We start from the raw sequence: 22,549 nt of genomic DNA, 5'->3' as shown, positions 1-22,549 counted from the left end.
CTTTTATTAACGGGAAGTGGCTCAGCTTGGTAGAGCACCTGGTTTGGGACCAGGGGGTCGCAGGTTCAAATCCTGTCTTCCCGATATTCCCAAAAGCATGGGGCCTTAGCTCAGCTGGGAGAGCGCCTGCCTTGCACGCAGGAGGTCAGCGGTTCGATCCCGCTAGGCTCCACTTATTTTAATATCATTTATGGCGGTGTAGCTCAGCTGGCTAGAGCGTACGGTTCATACCCGTGAGGTCGGGGGTTCGATCCCCTCCGCCGCTACCATAAAGGACCTTTAGCTCAGCTGGTTAGAGCAGACGGCTCATAACCGTCCGGTCGTAGGTTCGAGTCCTACAAGGTCCACCATTAGACGTTTATATCTCGGAGGTATACCCAAGTTCGGCTGAAGGGATCGGTCTTGAAAACCGACAGGCGGCGAGAGTCGCGCGGGGGTTCGAATCCCTCTACCTCCTCCATTTTTTCTAAATTAAATATTTTATCATCGCGGGGTGGAGCAGCACGGTAGCTCGTCGGGCTCATAACCCGAAGGTCGCAGGTTCAAATCCTGTCCCCGCAACCAAATGGTCCCGTGGTGTAGTGGTTAACATGCCTGCCTGTCACGCAGGAGATCGCCGGTTCGACCCCGGTCGGGACCGCCATTTTAATAAGGCTCGGTAGCTCAGTCGGTAGAGCAGAGGACTGAAAATCCTCGTGTCGGCGGTTCGATTCCGTCCCGAGCCACCATTTTGAAGTCGCAAGCCGACTTAGCTCAATTGGTAGAGCAACTGACTTGTAATCAGTAGGTTGGGGGTTCAAGTCCTCTAGTCGGCACCACTTTCAAAATGAGCCATTAGCTCAGTTGGTAGAGCATCTGACTTTTAATCAGAGGGTCGAAGGTTCGAGTCCTTCATGGCTCACCATTTACAATTTAATGCGGGTGTAGTTTAGTGGTAAAACAAGAGCCTTCCAAGCTCTGGTCGAGAGTTCGATTCTCTTCACCCGCTTTTCAATTATGGGCCTATAGCTCAGCTGGTTAGAGCGCACGCCTGATAAGCGTGAGGTCGATGGTTCGAGTCCATTTAGGCCCACCATAATTGTTCCGCAGTAGCTCAGTGGTAGAGCTATCGGCTGTTAACCGATCGGTCGTAGGTTCGAGTCCTACCTGCGGAGCCATATTATAGAGAAGTACCCAAGTGGCTCAAGGGGCTCCCCTGCTAAGGGAGTAGATCGCGAACGCGGTGCGAGGGTTCGAATCCCTTCTTCTCTGCCAGAACTGGCCCGTTGGTCAAGTGGTTAAGACACCGCCCTTTCACGGCGGTAACACGGGTTCGAATCCCGTACGGGTCATACTAAAAGAGATAGCATAATCTGCTATCTCTTTTTTGTTGTGTAAAAGCGGACTTTGGATAGTCTGCTTTTTTTTATGGATTTCTTGTATACTTTTTTCTATTTAAATCGTCTAACTAATAGAAAGGAGAGAGCAATGGAGTATGAAAAAGTTATTATAGAATCATCTAAAAGTATTTATAGATACTTGCTTAAAATTGGAGTAACACCAGTAGAGGCAGAGGATATCGTTCAAGATACGATGCATAAGGCATTATTATCTATACCGAATATGAAAATTACGTATATAAAAACATGGTTATTTCAAGTTGCGATTAATAGGCATCGTGATCTTGCAAGAAGGCAAAAGCGTATTGAAGAAATTCCGATTGAATCTGTTCAATTAATTGGAGCAAAAGGATTAGATGAACCAATTTTAAAAAAAGAACTTCAAGTAGAAATACAAAACATACTTGAAAAGATGAATCCGGTATATAAACATATTTTATTATTAAAGTATGATTATGAACTTTCTTATAAGGAAATAGGAACCGTATTAGAGATGAAAGAAGAGACAGTGCGTGTTTCATTGTATAGGGCTCGCAATGAGTTTAAAAAGCTTTATAGGAGGTTTGAAGATGGGCAGAGATGAATTTGATCTTGATATAGATTCAAGTAAAGTATCAACAATGTTGAAGAAGGCGAAGCGAAGACAATTATTAAAAATTACAGTGATTTCGATTTCACTTTTTATTGTTCTATTCTTTAGTTTTATAATAGTAATTTCACAATTGAATAATAGAGCTTACTTAGCTATGGATCGTGATTTAAATATGATAAGACAAATTACAAGACCTAATACAGAGAGAGGCATAGCAATTACTTCAAACGGTGTATTTAAAAGCACAGTAGAGTATAAAACATATAAGGTTATTGAGGGGAAACCTGTTAAGTGGGAAGATGAAGTGTATGAGTATAAAGTTTGGAATACATTTCGCCAATTATCGAATGTAAACCCATTAACAATAGCTGATAATGTTGTAATAGGGAATGAACGTATTAATAAGACAAGTGAATTGTATAACAATCAAACGATGGAAAGAGAGATGCAGTTTTATCTTCCTTTTGCTTCATATAATAGTTATATAAATGATATAGGAAAAGTAAAAGGTGAAAATAAAGTAGCTGAATTCGCTATCTCTTTTGATAAACCGTATAAAGTATCTGAAATAAAAGAGATGCTACCAGAAGGAGTTCACCCTGTTTGGTATTGGGTAGATACATATTATGATAAAAAATCGTATCATATTGATGATATGACTGAAAGTGCTTATAATGTGTACGGCTTTAAAGCAAAACCAGGCGATATTGAATTTGGAAATGGAACAGAAAAAGATTTCCTGTTAGCGATTCAAAATGGACTGGAGCAAAAGGGAAAGTATTACGGGGAATATGAACGTATATATGATTATCTAAAAGGAAAGAAGACAAAACCAAGTGAGGAAGATGTAAAAGTTATTGGAGTGGTCGTAACAGGAACGGCTGCGGATTTACAGCAATTAAACGGTCAAAATTACGTAAAGGCCGCTGTGTTAGGGGCTACTGCGGAAAATAAATAATATATAGAAGAAGCTGTCTCTTAATAAGTGACCTATTGGAGACAGCTTTTTTATGCTGTTATTATTGTCGAGTTTTGTCGTTAAGTCGATATATCGCAAAAATCGCTGATATAATTTGAGTTATGGTCGATAAATTTCAAAAATCGCTGATATATTTGGAGTTACGGTCGATATATTCTAAAAATCGCTGATATAATTTCACTTACCGACAAAAATGCAAAAAATCCCGTTCACAATCTAAAGAAAACGCCTCCATTGAAATGGATTCCACACCTATCCCAATAACTTTACACTCTATGTGAAAAAGTTCACAAATAGGTCATAATTTGTGAAGTAATTCACAATAATACGTGCTACAATATGAATGTAAAGAAGTTAAACAACATTAAATTAGTATTTTAATTAATTACTTAAACAATCATAAAAAAATATATGTGAACAATAGAGAGGGGAAATTATCATGAAAAAAGGTATCAATCGTGTAGTATTAGTAGGAACAGGAGCTGTAGGTTGTAGTTACGCTTACTCAATGATCAATCAAGGTGTAGCTGAAGAATTCGTATTAGTAGATGTTAATGAAGCAAAAGCAGAAGGGGAAGCAATGGACTTAAGCCATGCGGTACCATTCTCTCCAGCAGCAACAAAAGTTTGGAGCGGTAGTTATGCAGATTGTAAAGATGCAGATTTAGTTGTTATCACTGCTGGATTACCACAAAAGCCAGGCGAAACTCGTTTAGACTTAGTTGAAAAAAATACAAAAATCTTTAAACAAATCGTTCGCGGTATTATGGATAGCGGATTCGATGGAATCTTCTTAATCGCAACAAACCCAGTTGATATTTTAACTTACGTAACTTGGAAAGAATCTGGTTTACCAAAAGAGCGCGTAATCGGTTCTGGTACTACTTTAGACTCTGCTCGTTTCCGTTACATGTTAGGTGACTACTTAGATGTAGATCCACGTAACGTTCATGCTTACATCGTTGGTGAGCACGGTGACACTGAACTTCCAGTATGGAGCCACGCTACTGTAGGTGTACAAAAACTAGAAACAATCTTAGCGAACAACGAACAATACAATCAAGAAGATTTAGATAAAATCTTTGAAAACGTACGCGATGCAGCTTACCATATCATCGAACGTAAAGGTGCAACTTACTACGGAATCGGTATGTCACTACTTCGTGTAACTAAAGCGATTTTAAGCAACGAGAACAGCGTATTAACTGTATCTGCATACCTTGAAGGCCAATACGGTGAGAAAGATGCTTACGTAGGTGTTCCAGCTGTAATTAACCGCCAAGGTGTACGTGAAATCGTAGAGCTTGAGCTAAATGAAGAAGAAAAAGCGAAATTCGCTCATTCTGTAAAAGTATTAAAAGAAACAATGGCACCAGTACTATAATAATTGTTAAATAATTTGGAGGTGGGAAACTGCTGCCTGCCTCTGAATTTTTATATAAATTCATATAAATTCCTTTTCCGGTTTCCCTTGTATATCCCCAATATACCCCTTTTGCTGGATAAAGGTCGTTTATAGAAAAAGAGCACTCTACTTTAAATAGAGTGCTCTTTATTATTTTTTAGGTTGTTAGCCCTAATTTCATTGTTAGACGCTTGGGAATGACCGAAATAGGCAAATACACCGCCACATGTAAGTCATAGGCTAAGTGAAGCTGTGACAACTCCCATTCCAACCTTTTGTTTGAATGACATAAGAAAGCCTCCTAGTAAAAAATTTTTATCGAACTTTCGCATGGAGTATAGATAGGGTAAACAGAGTAGTTCAGTATGAATTATATTTTCGAAGGTTCAATGTTCTTTATTGTGAACAAGCATATGCCCATGAATTTTTCAATTCAATACAATTGTGACGAAAAATGTTGAGAAACATTTTTGTACGACAGGTTATTTCACGCCCGTTTTGAGCGAAAATAGCATGGGAAATGGGATAAATCTAATAAAATAAGGGTTGAGAAATAAATAATAGTATGGAATATAGATGAAAAATAAAGCGTTTTCAATGAATATTCGTCAAAATTCGATATTTTATATGGAAATGTGAAAAAAGTTCAACGTTTTTAAGAAAAAAACGTATATTTTTTATAAATTAACAAGGATATTTCAGTTTTTTGCAGAAATGGTTTAAAGTATAAAAAATTCTGTCATCTTAGTGAGGTGAGCATATTGAGTGTAATAAATTGTGAAGAAGTGAAACGAGATGAGTTTCATGCAGAAAAGTACTATGAAAGCTATAACATCTTTGGCGCACATGTTGTGACGGAGGATGAGATGCGAGGGGTACGATTTACAGTATGGGCTCCTCATGCGAAAGCAATGAGTGTTGTTGGAGATTTTAATGAGTGGGATTATGAGCAACATAAGATGCTACAAGTGACAGAAGAGGGAATTTGGTCTTTGTTTATACCGCATATTGAAGAAAGGGAAATATATAAATATGCGATTGAAACGATGGCTGGTGACGTCATTTTAAAAGCAGATCCGTATGCTGTATATGCAGAAGTAAGACCGAATACGGCATCTGTAGTTTTTGATATAAAGGGATATGAATGGAATGATAAAAACTGGAGTCGCAAGAAAAAGAAAAAATCAGTGTATAAAGAAGCGATGGCAGTGTATGAATTGCATTTTGGCTCTTGGAAAAAGAAAGAAGATGGAGCCCTGTATTCTTACAGGGAAATGGCAGAAGAACTCATTCCGTATGTGGTGGAACATCAATTTACACATATTGAAATTATGCCACTTGTTGAGCATCCGTATGATCGTTCTTGGGGGTATCAAGGAACGGGATATTATGCAGCGACGAGTAGATTCGGCACACCGCACGATTTGATGTATTTTGTCGATGAATGTCATAAATATGGAATCGGTGTCATTTTAGATTGGGTGCCGGGGCATTTTTGCAAAGATGCTCACGGTTTATATTTGTTTGATGGGACACCGACCTATGAATATAAAGATAAAGATGTACAAGAAAACACAGTATGGGGAACTGTCAATTTCGATTTAGGAAAGAGGGAAGTACGTAATTTCTTAATTTCAAATGCGTTATTTTGGATGAGATATTTCCATATTGATGGTTTCAGGGTGGATGCAGTTGCGAATATGTTGTTCTGGAATAAAGAAGGACAGGAGCAAAGTAATGAGCATGCTGTTTCATTTTTACGAGAATTAAATGAGGCGGTATTTGCAGAAGACGAAGATTTTCTTATGACAGCAGAAGATTCAACAGCTTGGCCGCTTGTAACAGCTCCAACGTATGAAGGTGGGCTTGGGTTCAATTACAAATGGAATATGGGCTGGATGAATGACGTGCTGAAATATATGGAGTGTGCACCTGAATATAGGAAACACATTCATGAAAAAATGACGTTTTCTTTACTATATGCTTATTCAGAAAACTTCATATTACCGCTTTCTCATGATGAAGTCGTTCATGGGAAAAAGTCATTGTTAAATAAAATGCCAGGAGATTACTGGGATAAATTTGCTCAACTTCGTTTATTATATGGATATTTCTTTACGCACCCAGGAAAGAAATTACTTTTCATGGGAGGAGAATTCGGGCAGTTTGATGAGTGGAAAGACCTTGAAGATTTAGATTGGAATTTACATGATTTTGAAATGCATCGTTATATGCATGATTACTTTAAAGAGCTCATAGCATTGTATAAGCGCTCCAAACCACTTTGGCAGCTTGATCATTCACCTGAAGGGTTTCAGTGGATTGATGCTAATAATAAGGAGCAAAGTATTTTCACATTTATCCGCCAAGGGGATAAGAAAGAAGATGCGTTAGTTGTCGTATGTAATTTTACGAAAGCTACATATGAAAACTATAAAGTAGGTGTACCAGATTTTGAGTATTATAACGAGATTTTAAATAGTGATGCTGAGCAATATGGCGGTTCGGGTCAAGTGAATAAAAAACGTCTCAAGACGATTCTAGAACCGTATCATAATCAAGCGGCACATGTAGAAATTACAATTCCACCATTTGGCGTATCCATATTACGACCAGTGAAGACAAGAAAGGGGAGCAAAAAACAAGATGGCTCAAAAACAAAAGTGCGTAGCAATGTTACTAGCAGGGGGAAAAGGTAGTCGTTTAAGTGCATTAACAAAAAATTTAGCCAAGCCAGCTGTTCCATTTGGTGGTAAATATCGCATTATTGATTTTACGTTAAGTAACTGTGCGAATTCTGGTATTGAAACTGTTGGGATTTTGACGCAATATCAACCACTTGAGCTTCATAATTACATTGGAATCGGCAATGCGTGGGATTTAGACCGAGTAAACGGCGGAGTCACAGTGTTACCTCCTTATGCGGAGTCTTCAGGGGTGAAGTGGTATACAGGTACGGCAAGTGCCATTTATCAAAACTTAAACTATTTAAGTCAGTATGAACCGGAATATGTCCTTATTTTATCAGGCGATCATATTTATAAAATGGATTACAGTAAAATGCTAGATTACCATATTGAAAAAGAATCAGATGTTTCAATTTCTGTTATTGAAGTGCCTTGGGATGAAGCGAGTCGCTTTGGTATTATGAATACGAATGAAGAGATGGAAATTGTTGAATTTGAAGAAAAACCGCAATTTCCAAGAAGTAATCTTGCATCAATGGGCATTTATATTTTTAACTGGGCAATTTTGAAAGAGTATTTAGAGATGGATGCAAGAAATCCTGAATCTAGTAATGATTTCGGAAAAGATGTACTTCCGCTTTTATTAGATGAAGGGAAGAAGCTCATGGCGTATCCGTTCGAAGGATATTGGAAAGATGTTGGAACAGTGAAAAGCTTATGGGAAGCGAACATGGATTTACTTCGTGATGAAACATCACTGAACTTAAATGACCGTAATTGGCGTATTTATTCCGTCAATCCAAATGAGCCACCTCAATATATTGCACAGCAGGCAAAAGTAGAGGAATCACTTATTAACGAAGGATGCGTTATTGAAGGGGACGTGAAGCATTCTGTTTTATTCCAAGGAGTAACGGTAGAAGAAGGTAGTATGGTAATTGATTCTGTCGTTATGCCAGGAGCGAAGATTGGTAAAAATGTTGTAATTGAAAGAGCGATTGTTGGATCAGAAATGGTTATTGAAGATGGAACAATCATTCGTCCGGAAAAAAATGTTGACGATGTAGTATTAATTGCTGAAGGGAAATAGAAAAGGGGGATGAAATGAATGGGAGAAAAAATGTTAGGAATTATTAATGCAACGGGAAGTTTTCCTTCCTTAAAGAAAGTAACAGGGCATCGCTCACTAGCGGCGTTACCGTTTGGGGGCCGTTATCGACTCATTGATTTCATGCTTTCAAATATGGCGAATTCTAATATTCATAGTGTGGCGGTGTTTACAAGTCATAAAAATCGTTCATTGATGGACCATGTTGGATCAGGCAAACAGTGGGATTTAGATAGAAAACGAGACGGGCTGTTTTTATTCCCGCCAAACTGCCAATGTGACCAAGATGAATTTGGGTCATTTGCACACTTTAGAAGACATATTGATTATTTTCTAAGAGCTAGAGAAGAATACGTTGTTATTACGAATAGTCACCTCGTAACCGCATTAAATTTCCAAGCGGTGTTAGAGCGACATATACATACGTCAGCTGATATTACTGAAGTTTGTCATGAAGGGGTTTCGCTTCAAACATACGTGTTAAATAAACAATTATTGTTAGATTTATTTGAGACATATAAAGATGTGGAGCAATATAGTTTATTCGATGTAGTGAGAGAAAAGCGCGGAAAATCACTGCATATTGCTACATATGAGCATACAGGATATGTAGCTATTATTGACTCAATTGAAAGTTACTATAAACATAGCCTAGAAATTTTGAAGCCTGCTATTTGGAAGCAAGTATTTAAGAAAGAAGCACCGATCTTTACGAAAGTAAAAGATGAGCCGCCAACACGTTACGTAAAGGGTGCAGTTGTGAAAAATACAATGATTGCAAACGGCAGTATTATTGAAGGGGAAGTAGAAAATAGTGTGGTTTCCCGTTCTGTTAAAATTGGAAAAGGTTCAATTGTTCGTAATAGCATTATTATGCAAAAGAGCCAAATTGGAGATAACTGTATAATAGACGGTGTTATTATTGATAAAGATGTGAAAATTGGTGACGGTGTCGTGTTAAAAGGAACCGTCGATGAGCCATATGTTGTAGAAAAAGGAAGCGTTCAAAACAGTACGATTAATAGTTATTCTTAATGAATCAGTGGGGGAGTCCCCACTGATTAAAGTTTTAATTTAAATGAAAACTCGAAGGGAGGAAGCTGCAAGAGAAGGAGTTTTAGCTTTTCGCGCAGTGGGACAACAAGTGAATATTTTATTTGCAGTATCAGAATGTGTACCGTTTGTGAAATCGGGAGGATTAGCTGATGTAGCGGGTGCGCTCCCAAAAGAGCTAAAAAAATTAGGTGTAGATGTTCGCGTTATACTTCCGAATTATAGTCTTATTCCGCAAAAATTAAGAGATGGATGCACGCTTCATAAAGTCATCAACGTTCCGCTTGGGTGGAGAAATCAATATTGCGGTATTTTCAAAGGCGAACAAGACGGGATTACGTATTACTTAATAGATAATGAATATTACTTTAAGAGAGATTCCCTATACGGTCATTATGATGATGGGGAGCGTTTTTCTTATTTTTCGAAAGCAGTGTTAGAGTGTATTCCGCATCTTGATTTCGAAGTGGATGTTCTTCATAGCCACGATTGGCATACGGCTATGGTTAATTTCTTGCTTCGTGAAAAGTATCAAGATAACCCTTTATATGAGCGTATTAAAACGGTATATACGATTCACAACTTGCAGTTCCAAGGAGTATTTCCTCCTGAAGTGATGTATGACTTGTTAGAGCTTGGTGATGAATATTTTCATAGTGAGCAGCTAGAGTTTTATGGAAACGTGAACTTTATGAAAGGCGGTATTATCGCTTCGGATCAAATTACAGCGGTTAGCCCGACATATAAGGAAGAAATTCAATATGAATTTTTTGGTGAGAAGTTAGATGGATTATTACGAAAATATAATGATAAGCTTAGTGGCATTGTAAATGGAATTGATACGAGCGTATATAATCCAGAAACGGATTCGTATATTAAGGCTCAGTATGATGCAGATTCATTATATGAAAAGAGTAAAAATAAGCGCGCCTTGCAGCGTTATTTTGGTTTGCCAGAAAAAGAAGATACACCAGTCATTTCGATGGTCACACGATTAACGAAGCAAAAAGGACTTGATTTAGTACGTACTGTATTCCGCGAAATAATGGAGGAAGATGTACAATGTATTATTTTAGGTTCGGGCGATTCGGAATACGAGCAGTTCTTTGAATGGATGGCATATGAGTATCCAGAGAAGGTGAAGGTGTATATTGGGTTTAATGAGGAACTTGCGCATCAAGTGTATGCAGGAAGCGACCTGTTTTTAATGCCGTCACTGTTTGAGCCATGTGGACTTGGACAACTTATTGCATTAGCATACGGTACGATTCCGATTGTAAGAGAGACAGGTGGATTGAACGATACTGTACATTCTTACGATGAAGAAACAGAAGAAGGAAATGGTTTTAGTTTCACGAATTTCAATGCACATGACATGTTGCATACGGTTCACCGTGCAATTGAGTTTTATCACGATAAACCGGTGTGGGATAGGCTTGTAAAGCAAGCGATGACTGAAGATTATAGCTGGGGGAAATCAGCTCTTGCCTATAAGGAATTGTATAAAAGTCTCATGGAATAACATGTAGGTGGTGAAAAAATGTTTACTCATGTTGAAAGTTTCAAATCAGCTTTTCTAGAAAAGTTAGAGACGATGTACGGAAAAAGTTTCAAAGACTCTACAACTCGTGATCAATATAATACACTCGGCCATATGGTACGTGAGTATATGAATAGTCAATGGATTGCAACGAATGAAAGTTACCGAGCTGGAGAGCAAAAGCAAATGTATTACTTATCCATTGAGTTTTTACTTGGACGTTTGCTTGGAAGTAACATATTAAATTTAGGCATCAAGGATGTATGTGAGCAAGGACTGTCTGAGCTCGGGATTTCTTTGCACGATTTAGAAGAGGTGGAAGCAGATGCAGGTCTTGGTAATGGTGGACTTGGACGTTTAGCAGCCTGTTTCCTTGATTCACTCGCTTCGTTAAACTTGCCAGGACACGGCTGTGGAATTCGTTACAAACATGGCTTATTTGATCAAAAAATTGTTGATGGTTATCAAGTCGAATTTCCAGAACAGTGGCTTCTTCATGAAAACGTATGGGAAGTAAGAAGATATGATCAAGCCGTAGAAGTAAGTTATTTTGGCAATGTTGAACCGCTAAACATTGACGGACGTTTAGAGTTCAGGCATACGAATGCAGAAGTGATTATGGCAGTGCCATATGACGTTCCAGTAGTAGGTTATGAGACAAGTACTGTAAATACGCTCAGACTTTGGAATGCGGAACCAGTTCCTTTCCCGCAAAATTGCAAAGATATTTTGAAGTATAAGCGTGAAACAGAGGCTGTATCTGAGTTTTTATATCCAGATGATACGCATGATGAGGGGAAAATACTTCGTTTGAAACAACAGTATTTCCTCGTATCAGCAAGCTTGCAAAATATCGTTCGTATGCATAGAGAAAGATACGGTAGCCTTCGTCAGTTGCATGAAAAAATTGCGATTCATATTAACGATACCCATCCGGTTTTAGCGATTCCAGAATTGATGCGTATTTTATTAGACGAGGAAAAATTAGCATGGGAAGAAGCTTGGCATATAACGACGCAGACGATTTCTTATACGAATCATACGACGTTATCAGAAGCGCTTGAGAAGTGGCCAATTCACATTTTTAAACCGTTATTACCGAGAATATATATGATTATTGAAGAGATTAATGAACGTTTCTGTCATGAGCTTTGGGAACGTTATCCTTATGAATGGCATCGCATTGAAAATATGGCGATTATTGCGCATGATCTTGTGAAAATGGCTCATTTAGCGATTGTTGGAAGCCATAGTGTCAACGGTGTAGCGAAAATTCATACGGAAATTTTAAAACAGCGTGAAATGCGATTGTTCTATGAGTTTTACCCAGATAAGTTTAATAATAAAACGAATGGAATTGCTCATAGGCGCTGGCTCATGAAAGCAAATCCGCAGCTAACAAATCTCATTTCCGAGGCGATTGGAACGGAGTGGAAGAAAGAACCGATTAAACTGCAAGCATTGCAAACTTTTCAGTATGATGCTAGTTTCCAAGAGAAGCTTGCGGATGTAAAGCAAGAGCGTAAGATTATTTTAGCGGAGCGCATTCATAATCAAATGGGGATTACGATTGATCCAAATTCCATTTTTGATGTGCAAGTGAAAAGATTGCATGCATACAAACGACAATTATTAAATGTTCTTCATATTTTATATTTGTATAACCGTTTGAAAGAGGATGCTAGTTTTTCATTTTATCCGCGTACTTTTATTTTTGGAGCAAAAGCATCTCCAGGCTATTATTATGCGAAGAAGATTATTAAATTAATTAATGAACTTGCAAGAAAAGTAAATAATGATCCGTACGTAAGTCAATTTATGAAAGTTATCTTTCTAGAAAACTACCGAGTTTCTTTAGCGGAAGATATATTCCCAGCAGCTGACGTAAGTGAGCAAATTTCAACTGCGAGTAAGGAAGCATCGGGAACAGGGAACATGAAATTTATGATGAATGGTGCGATTACACTCGGAACGTTAGATGGAGCTAATATTGAAATAAAAGACCGAGTTGGTGATGGAGCCTGTTTCATTTTCGGCTTAACGGCGGATGAGGTTCTTCATTACTATCAAAATGGTGGATATCGTGCAAGTGATTATTATCACCACAATATGCACATTAAAAAAGTGGTAGATCAGCTAACGAACGGTTTCTTTACACATGTAGGGGCTGAATTTGAAGCGATTTATGATTCTCTCGTTATTCAAAATGACGAATATTTCGTTCTTCGAGATTTTAGTCCATATGCGGAAAGACAGGAAGCTGTCGGTAGAGCCTATGAAAATAGGAGGAAATGGCTAGAAATGTCGATTTTGAATATTGCACAATCTGGTCATTTCGCGAGCGATCGAACGATCTTGCAGTATAGCAATGAAATTTGGGGTATTGGTAATACCGTTAAACTATATTAAGTGAAAGTCCCTTTTGAAGGGACTTTTCTTTATTATGTTGAAATGTGCAAAATTGTATATGAGAGGAAAAACGTATTTACTTTTAAAACAAAAATTTAATCGCTTAGAAAAGTAAAACGAGCTTAATGAGAGTAAGCTCGTTTTACTTATTTTGCTTAAGAAAGAAATGGAATAGCGGTATATATTATGCCTGTTCCACCATATTCTCCTGTCGCAAAGTATGAAAATGTAAAGAAACCTGTAAATGAAAAAATTGCAATGAGCAAAAGTGCAAAGATAAATTTTAGCATGTAAGGTCCCCTCATCCAAAAAATAATTTCATATATTATTATAGTATAAGAATATATGATTTCCAAATGTTTACTGGTTAAAAATGAGAAGTCAGACATGTTTTGTATGTTGTAATGGAATGATTATTCGTAATGGATTTTGTGTTTTTCGTAAATGTCATATTGTGATGAACGTGTACATATTCCCAGTCTTGATCGTTAAAATGGACATTTCGCGGTGGAAGAAGAGGAACGACATCAAATAAATTGACGAAGCGAAAGCTACTAGCTACTTGCAGTTTATAATAATTTCGAAAGGCAACATCTCCAACCTTTGGAGAGGCGAATGTATAAATTCCATACTGTGCGAAGGCAGTGTTAATTCGTGCATCTAATATGTGTAGTGTGGCGAGTGCTCCCCCTAAGCTATGGCCTGTTGCAAGAAGTTTCTTATGGGCTGGTAACGATACGAGCATATCCATAATAGAATCCCGGCATGATTCATAAATAGAAAGAAAGCCATTATGGACATTTCCGCTATTGAGAGCATATGGATATGGTTTTTGGTTGACGAGTGAATCGATAATCCAGTCTGTATCTGTTTGCGTACCTCGAAAAGCTATAATAATTGTATCCTCAGACTCCAGTATGAATCCAAACCAATCTGTCGTTTGAATGGTTTTACCTTGAAAGCCTTGTACATATTGAAAACCATCCGGTATTTCGAAAATCCCATTTTGTTTATATTGTTCATATGTTAGATCGCAGCAAGATGCTAACAGTATGGCAGTATCTTTATCGAAGGATAAAGGAGTACGCATTAAGGAAGCCCTCCTTAAGAAAAGGTATAGTTTAAATATATGCAGTGAGGAACTTGATTCATTCTTTTTGAAAAAAGGCTTGCACCTACAGTTACGTGAGGAAGTATGATTTTTATAAATATATTGTTAGGAGGCGGGAAGGATGAGTAAAGGGGAAAGTTATTCGATTGGTGAATTCTCAAAGAAAACAGGAACATCGATACGAACGCTACAATATTACGATGAAATTGGATTGCTTAAGCCTGAAAAAAATATGAATTCTGGACACCGCATATATAAAAACAAAGATGTATTGGAATTACAAAAAATAGTGAGTCTAAAAATATTAGGATATAGTTTAGAAGAAATCCGCGTTATGCTTAAAATGCCAAGTTTGAATGTAAGTTTAAAAGAAACATTGGAACAACAAAGAAAGGCCTTTGAAGAAAAGAAAAAACAAATTGAAGTCTCGATAAAGGCGATTGAAAGAACGATAATATGCCTTGAAGAAGAACAGGTAGATAGTGGCATAGTAATGAGTTTAATTAACAGTATTCAAAAAGAAAATGAGCAACGTTTATGGCTTGAAGAATATGTATCAAAAGAAGTGGTTGATGGATTATATAATAAGCCAGAAGAAGAGAGCATAGCGCTTGATAAAGAATTTGTGCGTTTAGCAACAGAAGTGAAAAGGTTGTTTGGAAGACGAATTGAGGATTCAGAAGTGCAAAAGCTAGTTGATGAACATATGAAAGCGACTCTTAAGTATGTCGGTGAAGAGACGATGTATTCTCTAGGTAAATTAGAGAATGTAGAAGAACAATATAATAATATGATGCCTTCTCCTTATACGGAAGAAGAAGAGGCGTGGCTTAATGAAGCGATGGAATACTATATGATTCAAAATGGTTTATATAGTCCACCTAAATAAAAAGTGCCCAATAAGGGCACTTCTACTCTTTCCCATCTAAAAGACGACCAAGTCCACCTAAAACACTACCTTCACCACTGCCTTGAGCTGCTGGGCTTGTAAGGCGTGCTGCTAAGCGGCTAAGTGTTAAGGTCTGAATCCAAACAGTTCCAGGACCTTCTAGCGTTGCGAAGAATAAACCTTCGCCGCCAAATAGAGCTGTTTTTACTTTTCCTACGAATTCAATATCATAGTTAACGTCTTTTGTCATAGCAACGAGACAACCTGTATCAATGCGAAGCTTTTCGCCAGGTTTCAATTCACGCTTATATACTGTTCCACCAGCGTGCATGAAAGCAAGGCCATCACCTTCCAGTTTCTGCATGATGAAACCTTCACCACCGAAGAAACCACTACCTATTTTTTTCGTGAATTCAATACCGATAGAAACACCTTTTGCAGCGCAAAGAAAGGCATCTTTTTGACAAACTACTTTTCCTTGATATTCTGTTAAATCAACAGGAATAATTTTACCAGGGTAAGGAGCAGCAAAGGATACGTGGCGTTTGCCGTGACCTGTATTTGTAAATACAGTCATAAACATGCTTTCCCCTGTAACAAGACGTTTACCAGCGCCCATTAATTTACCGAATAGACCACCAGATGGTCCAGAGCCATCGCCGAAAATCGTTTCCATTTCGATATGATCTTCCATCATCATCATTGCGCCAGCTTCAGCAATAACGCTTTCTTTTGGATCTAACTCAATTTCAACAAACTGCATATCATCGCCATATAATTTATACTCGATTTCATGTGCTTGCATTTTTTCACCTCATCATGTGTAATACTTATATTGTACAGAAGTTAAAAGAATTAGAGTACTGTATTTTTGTTAATTTTGGAATAAAATAGAATAAAAATTTAAGGTTATACTAGTGTTATAAAAACCGATGAAATGAAAGTGTTCTCATTTGACGTTTTGGATATAGCGTGATATAGTTGAGTCACTATTGAGCTACATAATGTGGTACGGAAATAAAGCACGTTGAATTAAAGGCTGTAAGCTTGTTATACATTCATGTCCTTTATATCCACCTTTTCATGTGGATTCATAGTTTCATTTTTATTTAGGAGGTACATGACATGCAAACAGGTAAAGTTAAATGGTTCAACAGCGAAAAAGGTTTCGGTTTCATCGAAGTTGAAGGTGGAGACGATGTATTCGTTCACTTCTCAGCTATCCAAGGTGACGGATTCAAAACTTTAGAAGAAGGTCAAGAAGTTTCTTTCGAAATCGTTGAAGGTAACCGTGGACCACAAGCTGCTAACGTTACAAAAAACTAATTAGCTAGCGATAAAAAGCATTCCGATTTTCGGAATGCTTTTTTTTATTCTTTGGAACTAGATTCATTTGAAGATAATTCGCCTTTGAAGGTACGTTCTTCAAAATCATCAAGCATTTGTTCATATTCTTCGTGTTCTTCTGTTGCAAAAACTTGCGGATTTTTCCCATACATATCCGTACCGATAAAGTTTTCGAAATCCTCTACGTAGCCTACGTTTTCCTCACTATTTACGTACATGCCATTATAATTTTTGGAATCTTGTCTTTCTAAATCAGACGGTGTTTCAGATGTTCCGTAATTTGCGACATCTTGCCAAGCATCTTCTGCATCATATTCAACAGAATGGTCTTCATCGTGCTTGTGGAAAGAAGGAGATAGCACTTCTTCTTCAACGGGCCTCGTCTCCATATTTAATTTATTTGTCGCGTGCTGTATACACGTTGTAGCGGTCGGCATTGCTTCTAGTCTTTCAAACGGAATTTCCACGCCAGATACTTCGCAAATGCCGTACGTACCAGCTTCTATTTTTTGTAGGGCGTGTTTTGTATCTTCTAGCTGTTTATGCCAAAGTTCGATGAGTCCGAAATCTTTTTCACGTTCATATAATTCTGTTGCCATATCGGCCGGATGGTTATCATAGCTAGATAATTCTCCAACGGAATCGCGTTCAGATGCACGGTCTTCATTTTCATGTGTTTGAATCGTTTGCTCTAGTTCTTGTTTTTGTTTTTCTAAAACGGATTTAAATTGATTTATTTGTTGTGGAGTTAGCATAGTCGTCCACCTTCCTACAATTCAGTTTCTTTACATAGTATGAGCGTTGGGAGTAGGAATTATGAGATGAATTTTAGCTTAGAAGTGAGGATATGAAAAAAGAGCTGCATAAGCAGCTCCTTTTTATAGGAAATATCCAAGTAGTAATCCAATTCCCATTAGGAAACCGAAGATTGTATTTGTTTTTGCTGTTGCGATCATCGCAGGTGCCATTTCCATTGGAATGCTTTTCCCGATAAAACCTTTCGTCGCTTTAAATGCTTTCGGTGCACTTAAAAATACGATAAGCATCCATGGTGATACGATGCCCACGATAATTAAAGCAATTGTCCAAATGTAAGCAACGATAAACATAGAAGCGAGAACACCAATGGCTCTTTCGCGTCCAACGAGAATGGCTAACGTTTTACGACCATTTTCCTTATCGCCATCTAAGTCACGAATGTTGTTAGATAGTAAAATTGCACCAATTAAAATGGAACTTGGGATAGACAGTAAAATCACTTCAGATGTTACTGTTCCTGTTTGAATAAAGAATGAAATCCCAATAATAATGACGCCCATAAATAATCCTGCTGTTAATTCTCCGAACGGTGTATACGCAATTGGAATTGGTCCACCTGTATAAAGGTAAGCGACGGCCATACAAACAAGACCGATTGCAGCAAGCCACCAGCTAGAATTCATACAAATATAAACACCTAATAGCATTGCGATGCCAAAAAATCCAAATGCTAAGTTCAGTACCGTTTTTGGCTGAATACCATCGCGAACGATAGCACCACCGATACCAACTGAACCTTCATGATCGAGTCCTCTTTTATAATCAAAGTATTCGTTAAACATGTTTGTTGCTGCTTGAATGAGAAGACAAGCAAGAAGCATCATAAGGAAAAGAGGGAGATGTATTTGATTTATACCTCCGACCTGCATCGCATATGCTGTTCCGATGAAAACAGGAACGAAAGCGGCTGTTAATGTATGGGGACGTAGTAAACTCCACCAAATGCGCCAGCCTGTTTGTTTACTTGGCTTTGGCGCCGTAGGAGAGGAATTCGTTTCGACGTTCATTTCCATGTTGAATCCTCCTTAAGTCACATATTGTACACAATTAAGTGTAGAAAAAGCATCATTTAGTGTCAACGTTTATTTTCTAGGAAGAGAAGGTGAATTTCTCAGAAATGCTAAACGTTGACAGGCCTTTCGTTTGAGGTGTATCTTAAAATCAAGCGTAATTATGACTATTTTTCGCCCATAGGGGGGAGACAATTGTGATTCAAACGAAACAAAAAGGCTTGCAAGAAGTTCTGATTGCAGCCATTAAGCGTGCAACTAACGAAAAAACATTAGTTAGTTTTGTAAAACAAATAGACTGGGTGGATCCACTTCTGTTTTATGCAGCAGGAGAAAGGACTTCATTCGAAAATAGATGTTATTTTGCAGACCCAGCTCAGCATGTAATATTTGCAGGACTTGGTTCTGTTTTCACTATAGCAAATTCTTCTCATAAGCGCTTTCAAACTGCTCGTAATGAGTGGGATAAAGTAAAAGAGAAAGCATTTGTACAAAGGGATAAATATGAATTTGGCACCGGACCTCTTTTATTTGGTGGATTTTCATTTGATCCGGAAAAAGAGAAAACGGACTTATGGAAAGAATTTAAAGATACGACGTTTTCACTACCAGCATTTTTATTAACTGTAAAAAATGAAAAAGCATGGTTAACGATGAATACATTTGTTTCAGCGACAGATTGTGCAGACACTCTTTATAACGAAATGATTTCTTTAGAAGAGAAAATTTTTGGGGAAAGTAAATGTGCGCTAGAAGGATTGAAATTAACAGTTACTTCTAAAGTAGAAGTTGATCCGAAAGGCTGGATGAAGGCAATTGAAAAAGTGCAAGATGAGATGAAGCAGGGGAACGTGCAGAAGGTTGTATTAGCGAGGGAGTTAAAAGTAGAGATGGATCACCGTATTGATTCTGCTCTTGTTTTAGAAGCGCTGCGCATTGGACAACCGGATTGTTACGTATTTTCTTTTGATTATAAAGGAGCATGCTTCTTAGGAGCGACGCCAGAGAGATTGATTCGTAAAGAAGATGAGAAATTTACGTCGATGTGCCTTGCTGGTTCAATCGGTCATGGTCATTCTATAGAAGAAAGTAAACAAAATGGTAATACGCTTCTTCATGATGAAAAGAATTTAGCTGAACACGGTTATGTTGTTAATATGATCCGATCGGTATTAAATGAGCACTGCGAATCCGTTAATATTCCGGAAAGTCCGGGCTTATTAACAACGAAAAACTTAATTCATTTATATACGCCCGTAGAAGCAAGAGGGGATGCGAGTCTTTTGACGATGGTAGAAGAACTGCATCCAACGCCAGCTCTTGGCGGGACACCTCGTTTGGAAGCGATGAAACTGATTCGTGATGTGGAATTGTTAGACCGAGGATTGTACGGTGCGCCGATTGGGTGGATAGATGATGAAGGAAATGGTGAATTTGCGGTTGCGCTTCGCTGTGGCTTATTAAATGGCGAGAAAGCATCCTTATTTGCCGGTTGTGGGATTGTAATAGATTCAGTACCACAACTTGAATATGAAGAAACAAGTTTGAAGTTTAGACCGATGCTTGGTGCTTTGGAGGAATTAATGAAATGAACAATCATATAGAAGCATTATCATATTATTTAGGCGCGTTCGTGGATGAACTGACGCGTCTAGATGTATGTGATGTTGTCATTAGTCCAGGCTCACGATCAACGCCGATTGCTTTACTAATGGAACAACACGAAGGAATGAACACGTATTTACATGTAGACGAAAGATCTGCAGGATTTTTTGCGCTCGGTATCGCAAAAGCGAAGAAACGTCCAGTAGCATTATTATGTACGTCAGGAACGGCAGCAGCGAACTATTATCCAGCTGTATGTGAAGCTTTTCATTCACGAGTGCCACTTGTCGTCTTAACAGCGGATAGACCACATGAATTAAGAGGTGTGGGTGCACCACAAGCGATGAATCAATTTAATTTATACGGTACTTTTGTGAAGCAATTTACAGAGATGGCACTTCCACAAGCAAGTGAAGCGATGTATCATTACGCTCGCATGACAACGCAACGTGCGATAGCAAATGCTTGTTTAGCGCCGCAAGGACCTGTTCATCTCAATTTTCCAGTTCGCGAGCCACTTATTCCGGATTTCTCATTAGAGAGTTTATGGGATAAAGGACGTGGTGAATATACAGGAGTAGTTCAGCAAGGAAACGCGGTGATGCCGAGTGAATATGTAGATTCTCTTGTAGGGCGCCTTTCACATATGGAAAAGGGGCTTATTATTTGTGGAGACGATAGTCATTCAGAAATTGCAGCATCGGCAGTAGAACTAGCCGAAAAAATGGGATATCCAATATTAGCAGATCCGCTTTCTCATATACGTAGCGGACATCACGATAAAACGATGGTGATTGATTGTTACGATACATTTTTGCGAAATGAACTGTTAAAAGAAACATGGAAGCCAGAGGTTTTAATTCGCTTTGGTGGTATGCCCGTTTCGAAAGCATTAACGCAGTTCATAAAAAAACAAACGAAAGCGGTTCATATCGTTGTTGATGAATCTGGACAATGGAGAGATCCAGCTCTTGTTGCGACAGAAGTTGTACAAGCAAGTGATATTGCATTCTGTAAGGCATTAATAGAAAAAATGCCAGTTATGAAAAAGAATGATTGGTCCCAAATGTGGCAACATATAAACGAAAAAACGAAGGAAACACTTCTTGAAGTAGAAGGATATGAAACGGCATTTGAAGGAAAAGTTATTACGGATATTGTACGCGTACTACCAGAAGGTGCAACATTATTTGCGAGTAATAGTATGCCAATTCGTGATACAGATTCATTTTTCTTCACATCGGATAAAAACATTCAAGTGATGGCAAACCGCGGTGTAAATGGTATTGATGGAATCATCTCGACAGCTTTAGGAGCGAGTATTATTTGTGACCCGCTCGTATTAGTTATTGGTGATTTATCGTTTTATCATGATTTAAATGGACTGTTAGCAGCGAAATTACATGAATTAAACATAACAATTGTCGTTGTAAATAATGACGGCGGTGGTATTTTCTCATTCTTACCACAGTATGAGAAAAAGGAACATTTCGAATCCTTATTTGGAACACCAATTGGACTTGATTATGAGCATGTTGTCAAAATGTACGGCGGTTCATTTAGCCGTGTAAATGGTTGGGAAAACTTCCGAGAAGAAGTGCAAAAAGGAACAAGGGCGGAAGGTTTACACGTTGTGGAAATTTGCACGAACCGTGAGGAAAACTTAACATTGCACCGTACATTATGGGCAAAAACAATGGACGTAATTACTACATCTCTGCAAGGTGAATCACGATGAAAGTAACGCTGCAAGGTGTATCGTATGAATATGAGGTAGTCGGAAGCGGGGAACCACTTCTACTCCTTCATGGTTTTACGGGAAGTATGGAAACGTGGCGTTCTTTTGTTCCTTCTTGGAGCGAGCAGTTTCAAATCATTCTAGTAGATCTTGTTGGGCACGGTAGGACCGAAAGCCCTGAAGATGTTACGCATTATGATATCCGAAATGTAGCATTGCAAATGAAAGAACTACTAGATCATCTTCATATTGAAAAAGCGCATATACTGGGCTATTCGATGGGCGGTAGATTGGCAATTACAATGGCTTGCTTATATCCAGAGTATGTACGATCTCTTATATTAGAAAATTGTACAGCTGGTCTTGAAAGTGAAGAGGATAGAAAAGAACGTCGTGAAAAAGATGAACGACTTGCTCATAAAATTGAGCGAGAAGGCATAGAAAGTTTTGTATCGATGTGGGAAAATATTCCGCTGTTCGAAACGCAAAAACGTTTAGCACAAAATGTACAAGAAGCGGTGCGAAAAGAAAGACTTGCTAACAATCAAAAAGGACTTGCAAATAGTCTGCGCGGCATGGGAACAGGGGCTCAGCCTTCATGGTGGAATGAGCTTGAAAGCTTCAAAATGCCCGTTCTTTTATTGAATGGGGAGTATGATGAAAAGTTCTTTCGCATATTAAAAAACATCAAAAAATACGTCTCTGACGCGAAATTTGTCAAAATTGATGGTGCTGGCCATGCAATTCATGTGGAACAACCGGAAAAGTTTGATACAATAGTAAAGGGATTTCTAAAAACTATGCAGTGATGCTTTTTTCATCTAAGAAGGAAGTCACACTTATAGAGGAGATCAGAAATATACAAGGAGGTAATAGTA

General features: G+C 38.2%; 18 protein-coding genes and 15 tRNA genes. 28 read left to right on the top strand and 5 right to left on the bottom strand.

Going from position 1 to position 22,549, the window contains the following annotated elements:
- The first annotated feature begins 10 nt into the window (after positions 1 to 10).
- The 23 genes from ACQKNI_RS12650 to glgP all read left to right on the top strand — a co-directional run bounded on the left by ACQKNI_RS12650 (position 11) and on the right by glgP (position 13,152).
- Positions 11 to 84 (top strand) — tRNA-Pro (locus ACQKNI_RS12650).
- A 15-nt stretch (positions 85 to 99) separates the two neighbouring features.
- Positions 100 to 172: transfer RNA gene (locus tag ACQKNI_RS12645), tRNA-Ala, on the top strand.
- 20 nt (positions 173 to 192) lie between these two features.
- Positions 193 to 269 (top strand) — tRNA-Met (locus ACQKNI_RS12640).
- Between the two features lie 4 nt (positions 270 to 273).
- A tRNA-Ile gene (locus ACQKNI_RS12635) sits at positions 274 to 350 on the top strand.
- A 17-nt stretch (positions 351 to 367) separates the two neighbouring features.
- Positions 368 to 460 (top strand) — tRNA-Ser (locus tag ACQKNI_RS12630).
- A gap of 27 nt (positions 461 to 487) precedes the next feature.
- Positions 488 to 564, top strand: a tRNA-Met gene (locus ACQKNI_RS12625).
- Positions 565 to 567: 3 nt separating this feature from the next.
- Positions 568 to 643: transfer RNA gene (locus tag ACQKNI_RS12620), tRNA-Asp, on the top strand.
- Positions 644 to 652: 9 nt separating this feature from the next.
- Positions 653 to 728: transfer RNA gene (locus ACQKNI_RS12615), tRNA-Phe, on the top strand.
- A 14-nt stretch (positions 729 to 742) separates the two neighbouring features.
- Positions 743 to 818, top strand: a tRNA-Thr gene (locus tag ACQKNI_RS12610).
- 10 nt (positions 819 to 828) lie between these two features.
- A tRNA-Lys gene (locus ACQKNI_RS12605) sits at positions 829 to 904 on the top strand.
- A 13-nt stretch (positions 905 to 917) separates the two neighbouring features.
- Positions 918 to 988 (top strand) — tRNA-Gly (locus ACQKNI_RS12600).
- Positions 989 to 998: 10 nt separating this feature from the next.
- Positions 999 to 1,075, top strand: a tRNA-Ile gene (locus tag ACQKNI_RS12595).
- A 7-nt stretch (positions 1,076 to 1,082) separates the two neighbouring features.
- Positions 1,083 to 1,157: transfer RNA gene (locus ACQKNI_RS12590), tRNA-Asn, on the top strand.
- Positions 1,158 to 1,163: 6 nt separating this feature from the next.
- Positions 1,164 to 1,254: transfer RNA gene (locus ACQKNI_RS12585), tRNA-Ser, on the top strand.
- Positions 1,255 to 1,259: 5 nt separating this feature from the next.
- Positions 1,260 to 1,331 (top strand) — tRNA-Glu (locus ACQKNI_RS12580).
- 136 nt (positions 1,332 to 1,467) lie between these two features.
- Complete coding sequence (locus ACQKNI_RS12575) at positions 1,468 to 1,962, top strand: RNA polymerase sigma factor (protein WP_088232907.1); 495 nt, start codon at positions 1,468 to 1,470, stop codon at positions 1,960 to 1,962.
- Positions 1,949 to 2,929, top strand: coding sequence for an anti sigma factor C-terminal domain-containing protein (locus tag ACQKNI_RS12570; protein WP_088232906.1), 981 nt, complete (start codon positions 1,949 to 1,951; stop codon positions 2,927 to 2,929). Before ACQKNI_RS12575 ends, ACQKNI_RS12570 begins: the two co-directional genes overlap by 14 nt.
- A 460-nt stretch (positions 2,930 to 3,389) precedes the next feature.
- The gene (locus tag ACQKNI_RS12565; RefSeq protein WP_088232905.1) at positions 3,390 to 4,334 is read left to right on the top strand and encodes an L-lactate dehydrogenase; all 945 of its coding nucleotides are present in this window, start codon (positions 3,390 to 3,392) and stop codon (positions 4,332 to 4,334) included.
- Positions 4,335 to 5,116: 782 nt separating this feature from the next.
- Positions 5,117 to 7,054, top strand: coding sequence for a 1,4-alpha-glucan branching protein GlgB (gene glgB / locus ACQKNI_RS12560; RefSeq protein ID WP_144559518.1), 1,938 nt, complete (start codon positions 5,117 to 5,119; stop codon positions 7,052 to 7,054).
- Positions 7,002 to 8,132, top strand: coding sequence for a glucose-1-phosphate adenylyltransferase (glgC, locus tag ACQKNI_RS12555; protein WP_088232903.1), 1,131 nt, complete (start codon positions 7,002 to 7,004; stop codon positions 8,130 to 8,132). Before glgB ends, glgC begins: the two co-directional genes overlap by 53 nt.
- Before the next feature lie 18 nt (positions 8,133 to 8,150).
- Positions 8,151 to 9,185: a glucose-1-phosphate adenylyltransferase subunit GlgD gene (gene glgD / locus ACQKNI_RS12550; RefSeq protein WP_088232902.1), complete on the top strand. Its 1,035-nt coding sequence runs from the start codon at positions 8,151 to 8,153 to the stop codon at positions 9,183 to 9,185.
- A 109-nt stretch (positions 9,186 to 9,294) separates the two neighbouring features.
- Entirely contained in the window at positions 9,295 to 10,725 is a 1,431-nt protein-coding gene (glgA, locus tag ACQKNI_RS12545) for a glycogen synthase GlgA (RefSeq protein ID WP_088232909.1), read from the top strand.
- Between the two features lie 18 nt (positions 10,726 to 10,743).
- Positions 10,744 to 13,152, top strand: coding sequence for a glycogen phosphorylase (glgP, locus tag ACQKNI_RS12540; RefSeq protein WP_088232901.1), 2,409 nt, complete (start codon positions 10,744 to 10,746; stop codon positions 13,150 to 13,152).
- Between the two features lie 155 nt (positions 13,153 to 13,307).
- Here the strand turns inward: glgP and ACQKNI_RS12535 are convergent, their stop codons facing one another.
- Positions 13,308 to 13,442 carry a hypothetical protein gene (locus tag ACQKNI_RS12535; protein WP_088232900.1) on the bottom strand — a complete coding sequence of 45 codons (135 nt, stop codon included), beginning with the start codon at positions 13,440 to 13,442 and terminating at the stop codon, positions 13,308 to 13,310.
- Positions 13,443 to 13,519: 77 nt separating this feature from the next.
- A complete protein-coding gene (locus ACQKNI_RS12530) occupies positions 13,520 to 14,242 on the bottom strand; it encodes a lipase family protein (protein WP_088232899.1) in 723 nt (240 codons plus the stop codon).
- Between the two features lie 142 nt (positions 14,243 to 14,384).
- Between ACQKNI_RS12530 and ACQKNI_RS12525 the strand changes: the two genes are divergently transcribed.
- Positions 14,385 to 15,152: a MerR family transcriptional regulator gene (locus ACQKNI_RS12525; RefSeq protein ID WP_088232898.1), complete on the top strand. Its 768-nt coding sequence runs from the start codon at positions 14,385 to 14,387 to the stop codon at positions 15,150 to 15,152.
- 22 nt (positions 15,153 to 15,174) lie between these two features.
- On the opposite strand, the gene ACQKNI_RS12520 is transcribed toward ACQKNI_RS12525, so the two are convergent.
- Positions 15,175 to 15,957, bottom strand: coding sequence for a TIGR00266 family protein (locus ACQKNI_RS12520; RefSeq protein ID WP_427282411.1), 783 nt, complete (start codon positions 15,955 to 15,957; stop codon positions 15,175 to 15,177).
- A 320-nt stretch (positions 15,958 to 16,277) separates the two neighbouring features.
- Here ACQKNI_RS12520 and cspD point away from each other — a divergent pair, with 320 nt between their 5' ends.
- The gene (gene cspD / locus ACQKNI_RS12515; protein WP_001193054.1) at positions 16,278 to 16,478 is read left to right on the top strand and encodes a cold-shock protein CspD; all 201 of its coding nucleotides are present in this window, start codon (positions 16,278 to 16,280) and stop codon (positions 16,476 to 16,478) included.
- 44 nt (positions 16,479 to 16,522) lie between these two features.
- On the opposite strand, the gene ACQKNI_RS12510 is transcribed toward cspD, so the two are convergent.
- Both ACQKNI_RS12510 and ACQKNI_RS12505 read right to left on the bottom strand, forming a co-directional pair.
- Positions 16,523 to 17,254, bottom strand: a complete 732-nt coding sequence (locus ACQKNI_RS12510) for a yteA family sporulation protein (protein WP_088232896.1) — start codon at positions 17,252 to 17,254, stop codon at positions 16,523 to 16,525.
- A 123-nt stretch (positions 17,255 to 17,377) separates the two neighbouring features.
- A complete protein-coding gene (locus tag ACQKNI_RS12505) occupies positions 17,378 to 18,331 on the bottom strand; it encodes a 1,4-dihydroxy-2-naphthoate polyprenyltransferase (protein ID WP_088232895.1) in 954 nt (317 codons plus the stop codon).
- Positions 18,332 to 18,525: 194 nt separating this feature from the next.
- Here ACQKNI_RS12505 and ACQKNI_RS12500 point away from each other — a divergent pair, with 194 nt between their 5' ends.
- From ACQKNI_RS12500 to menH, 3 genes are read left to right on the top strand one after another with little or no spacing between them, the layout of a single operon-like run.
- The gene (locus ACQKNI_RS12500) at positions 18,526 to 19,920 is read left to right on the top strand and encodes an isochorismate synthase (RefSeq protein ID WP_088232894.1); all 1,395 of its coding nucleotides are present in this window, start codon (positions 18,526 to 18,528) and stop codon (positions 19,918 to 19,920) included.
- The gene (gene menD, locus ACQKNI_RS12495) at positions 19,917 to 21,671 is read left to right on the top strand and encodes a 2-succinyl-5-enolpyruvyl-6-hydroxy-3-cyclohexene-1-carboxylic-acid synthase (RefSeq protein ID WP_098841408.1); all 1,755 of its coding nucleotides are present in this window, start codon (positions 19,917 to 19,919) and stop codon (positions 21,669 to 21,671) included. Before ACQKNI_RS12500 ends, menD begins: the two co-directional genes overlap by 4 nt.
- On the top strand, positions 21,668 to 22,480 hold the full coding sequence (menH, locus tag ACQKNI_RS12490; protein ID WP_098253020.1) for a 2-succinyl-6-hydroxy-2,4-cyclohexadiene-1-carboxylate synthase: 813 nt from the start codon (positions 21,668 to 21,670) through the stop codon (positions 22,478 to 22,480). The genes menD and menH overlap by 4 nt, the downstream gene beginning before the upstream one ends.
- Positions 22,481 to 22,549: the final 69 nt, after the last annotated feature.

The sequence above is a fragment of the Bacillus sp. NPDC094064 genome, assembly GCF_050279585.1.
In the GTDB taxonomy this organism is placed as follows: domain Bacteria; phylum Bacillota; class Bacilli; order Bacillales; family Bacillaceae_G; genus Bacillus_A.
This window is presented reverse-complemented; position numbering and strand designations above follow the sequence as displayed.

What these genes read in the sequence shown, in the direction of transcription:
- ACQKNI_RS12520 (WP_427282411.1), bottom strand. Translation starts at nt 15,957, where the DNA reads ATGCAAGCACATGAAATCGAGTATAAATTATATGGCGATGATATGCAG.
- ACQKNI_RS12510 (WP_088232896.1), bottom strand. Translation starts at nt 17,254, where the DNA reads ATGCTAACTCCACAACAAATAAATCAATTTAAATCCGTTTTAGAAAAA.
- menD (WP_098841408.1), top strand. Translation starts at nt 19,917, where the DNA reads ATGAACAATCATATAGAAGCATTATCATATTATTTAGGCGCGTTCGTG.
- cspD (WP_001193054.1), top strand. Translation starts at nt 16,278, where the DNA reads ATGCAAACAGGTAAAGTTAAATGGTTCAACAGCGAAAAAGGTTTCGGT.
- glgP (WP_088232901.1), top strand. Translation starts at nt 10,744, where the DNA reads ATGTTTACTCATGTTGAAAGTTTCAAATCAGCTTTTCTAGAAAAGTTA.
- ACQKNI_RS12575 (WP_088232907.1), top strand. Translation starts at nt 1,468, where the DNA reads ATGGAGTATGAAAAAGTTATTATAGAATCATCTAAAAGTATTTATAGA.
- ACQKNI_RS12530 (WP_088232899.1), bottom strand. Translation starts at nt 14,242, where the DNA reads ATGCGTACTCCTTTATCCTTCGATAAAGATACTGCCATACTGTTAGCA.
- glgC (WP_088232903.1), top strand. Translation starts at nt 7,002, where the DNA reads ATGGCTCAAAAACAAAAGTGCGTAGCAATGTTACTAGCAGGGGGAAAA.
- menH (WP_098253020.1), top strand. Translation starts at nt 21,668, where the DNA reads ATGAAAGTAACGCTGCAAGGTGTATCGTATGAATATGAGGTAGTCGGA.
- ACQKNI_RS12525 (WP_088232898.1), top strand. Translation starts at nt 14,385, where the DNA reads ATGAGTAAAGGGGAAAGTTATTCGATTGGTGAATTCTCAAAGAAAACA.
- glgD (WP_088232902.1), top strand. Translation starts at nt 8,151, where the DNA reads ATGGGAGAAAAAATGTTAGGAATTATTAATGCAACGGGAAGTTTTCCT.
- ACQKNI_RS12565 (WP_088232905.1), top strand. Translation starts at nt 3,390, where the DNA reads ATGAAAAAAGGTATCAATCGTGTAGTATTAGTAGGAACAGGAGCTGTA.
- ACQKNI_RS12570 (WP_088232906.1), top strand. Translation starts at nt 1,949, where the DNA reads ATGGGCAGAGATGAATTTGATCTTGATATAGATTCAAGTAAAGTATCA.
- ACQKNI_RS12505 (WP_088232895.1), bottom strand. Translation starts at nt 18,331, where the DNA reads ATGGAAATGAACGTCGAAACGAATTCCTCTCCTACGGCGCCAAAGCCA.
- ACQKNI_RS12535 (WP_088232900.1), bottom strand. Translation starts at nt 13,442, where the DNA reads ATGCTAAAATTTATCTTTGCACTTTTGCTCATTGCAATTTTTTCATTT.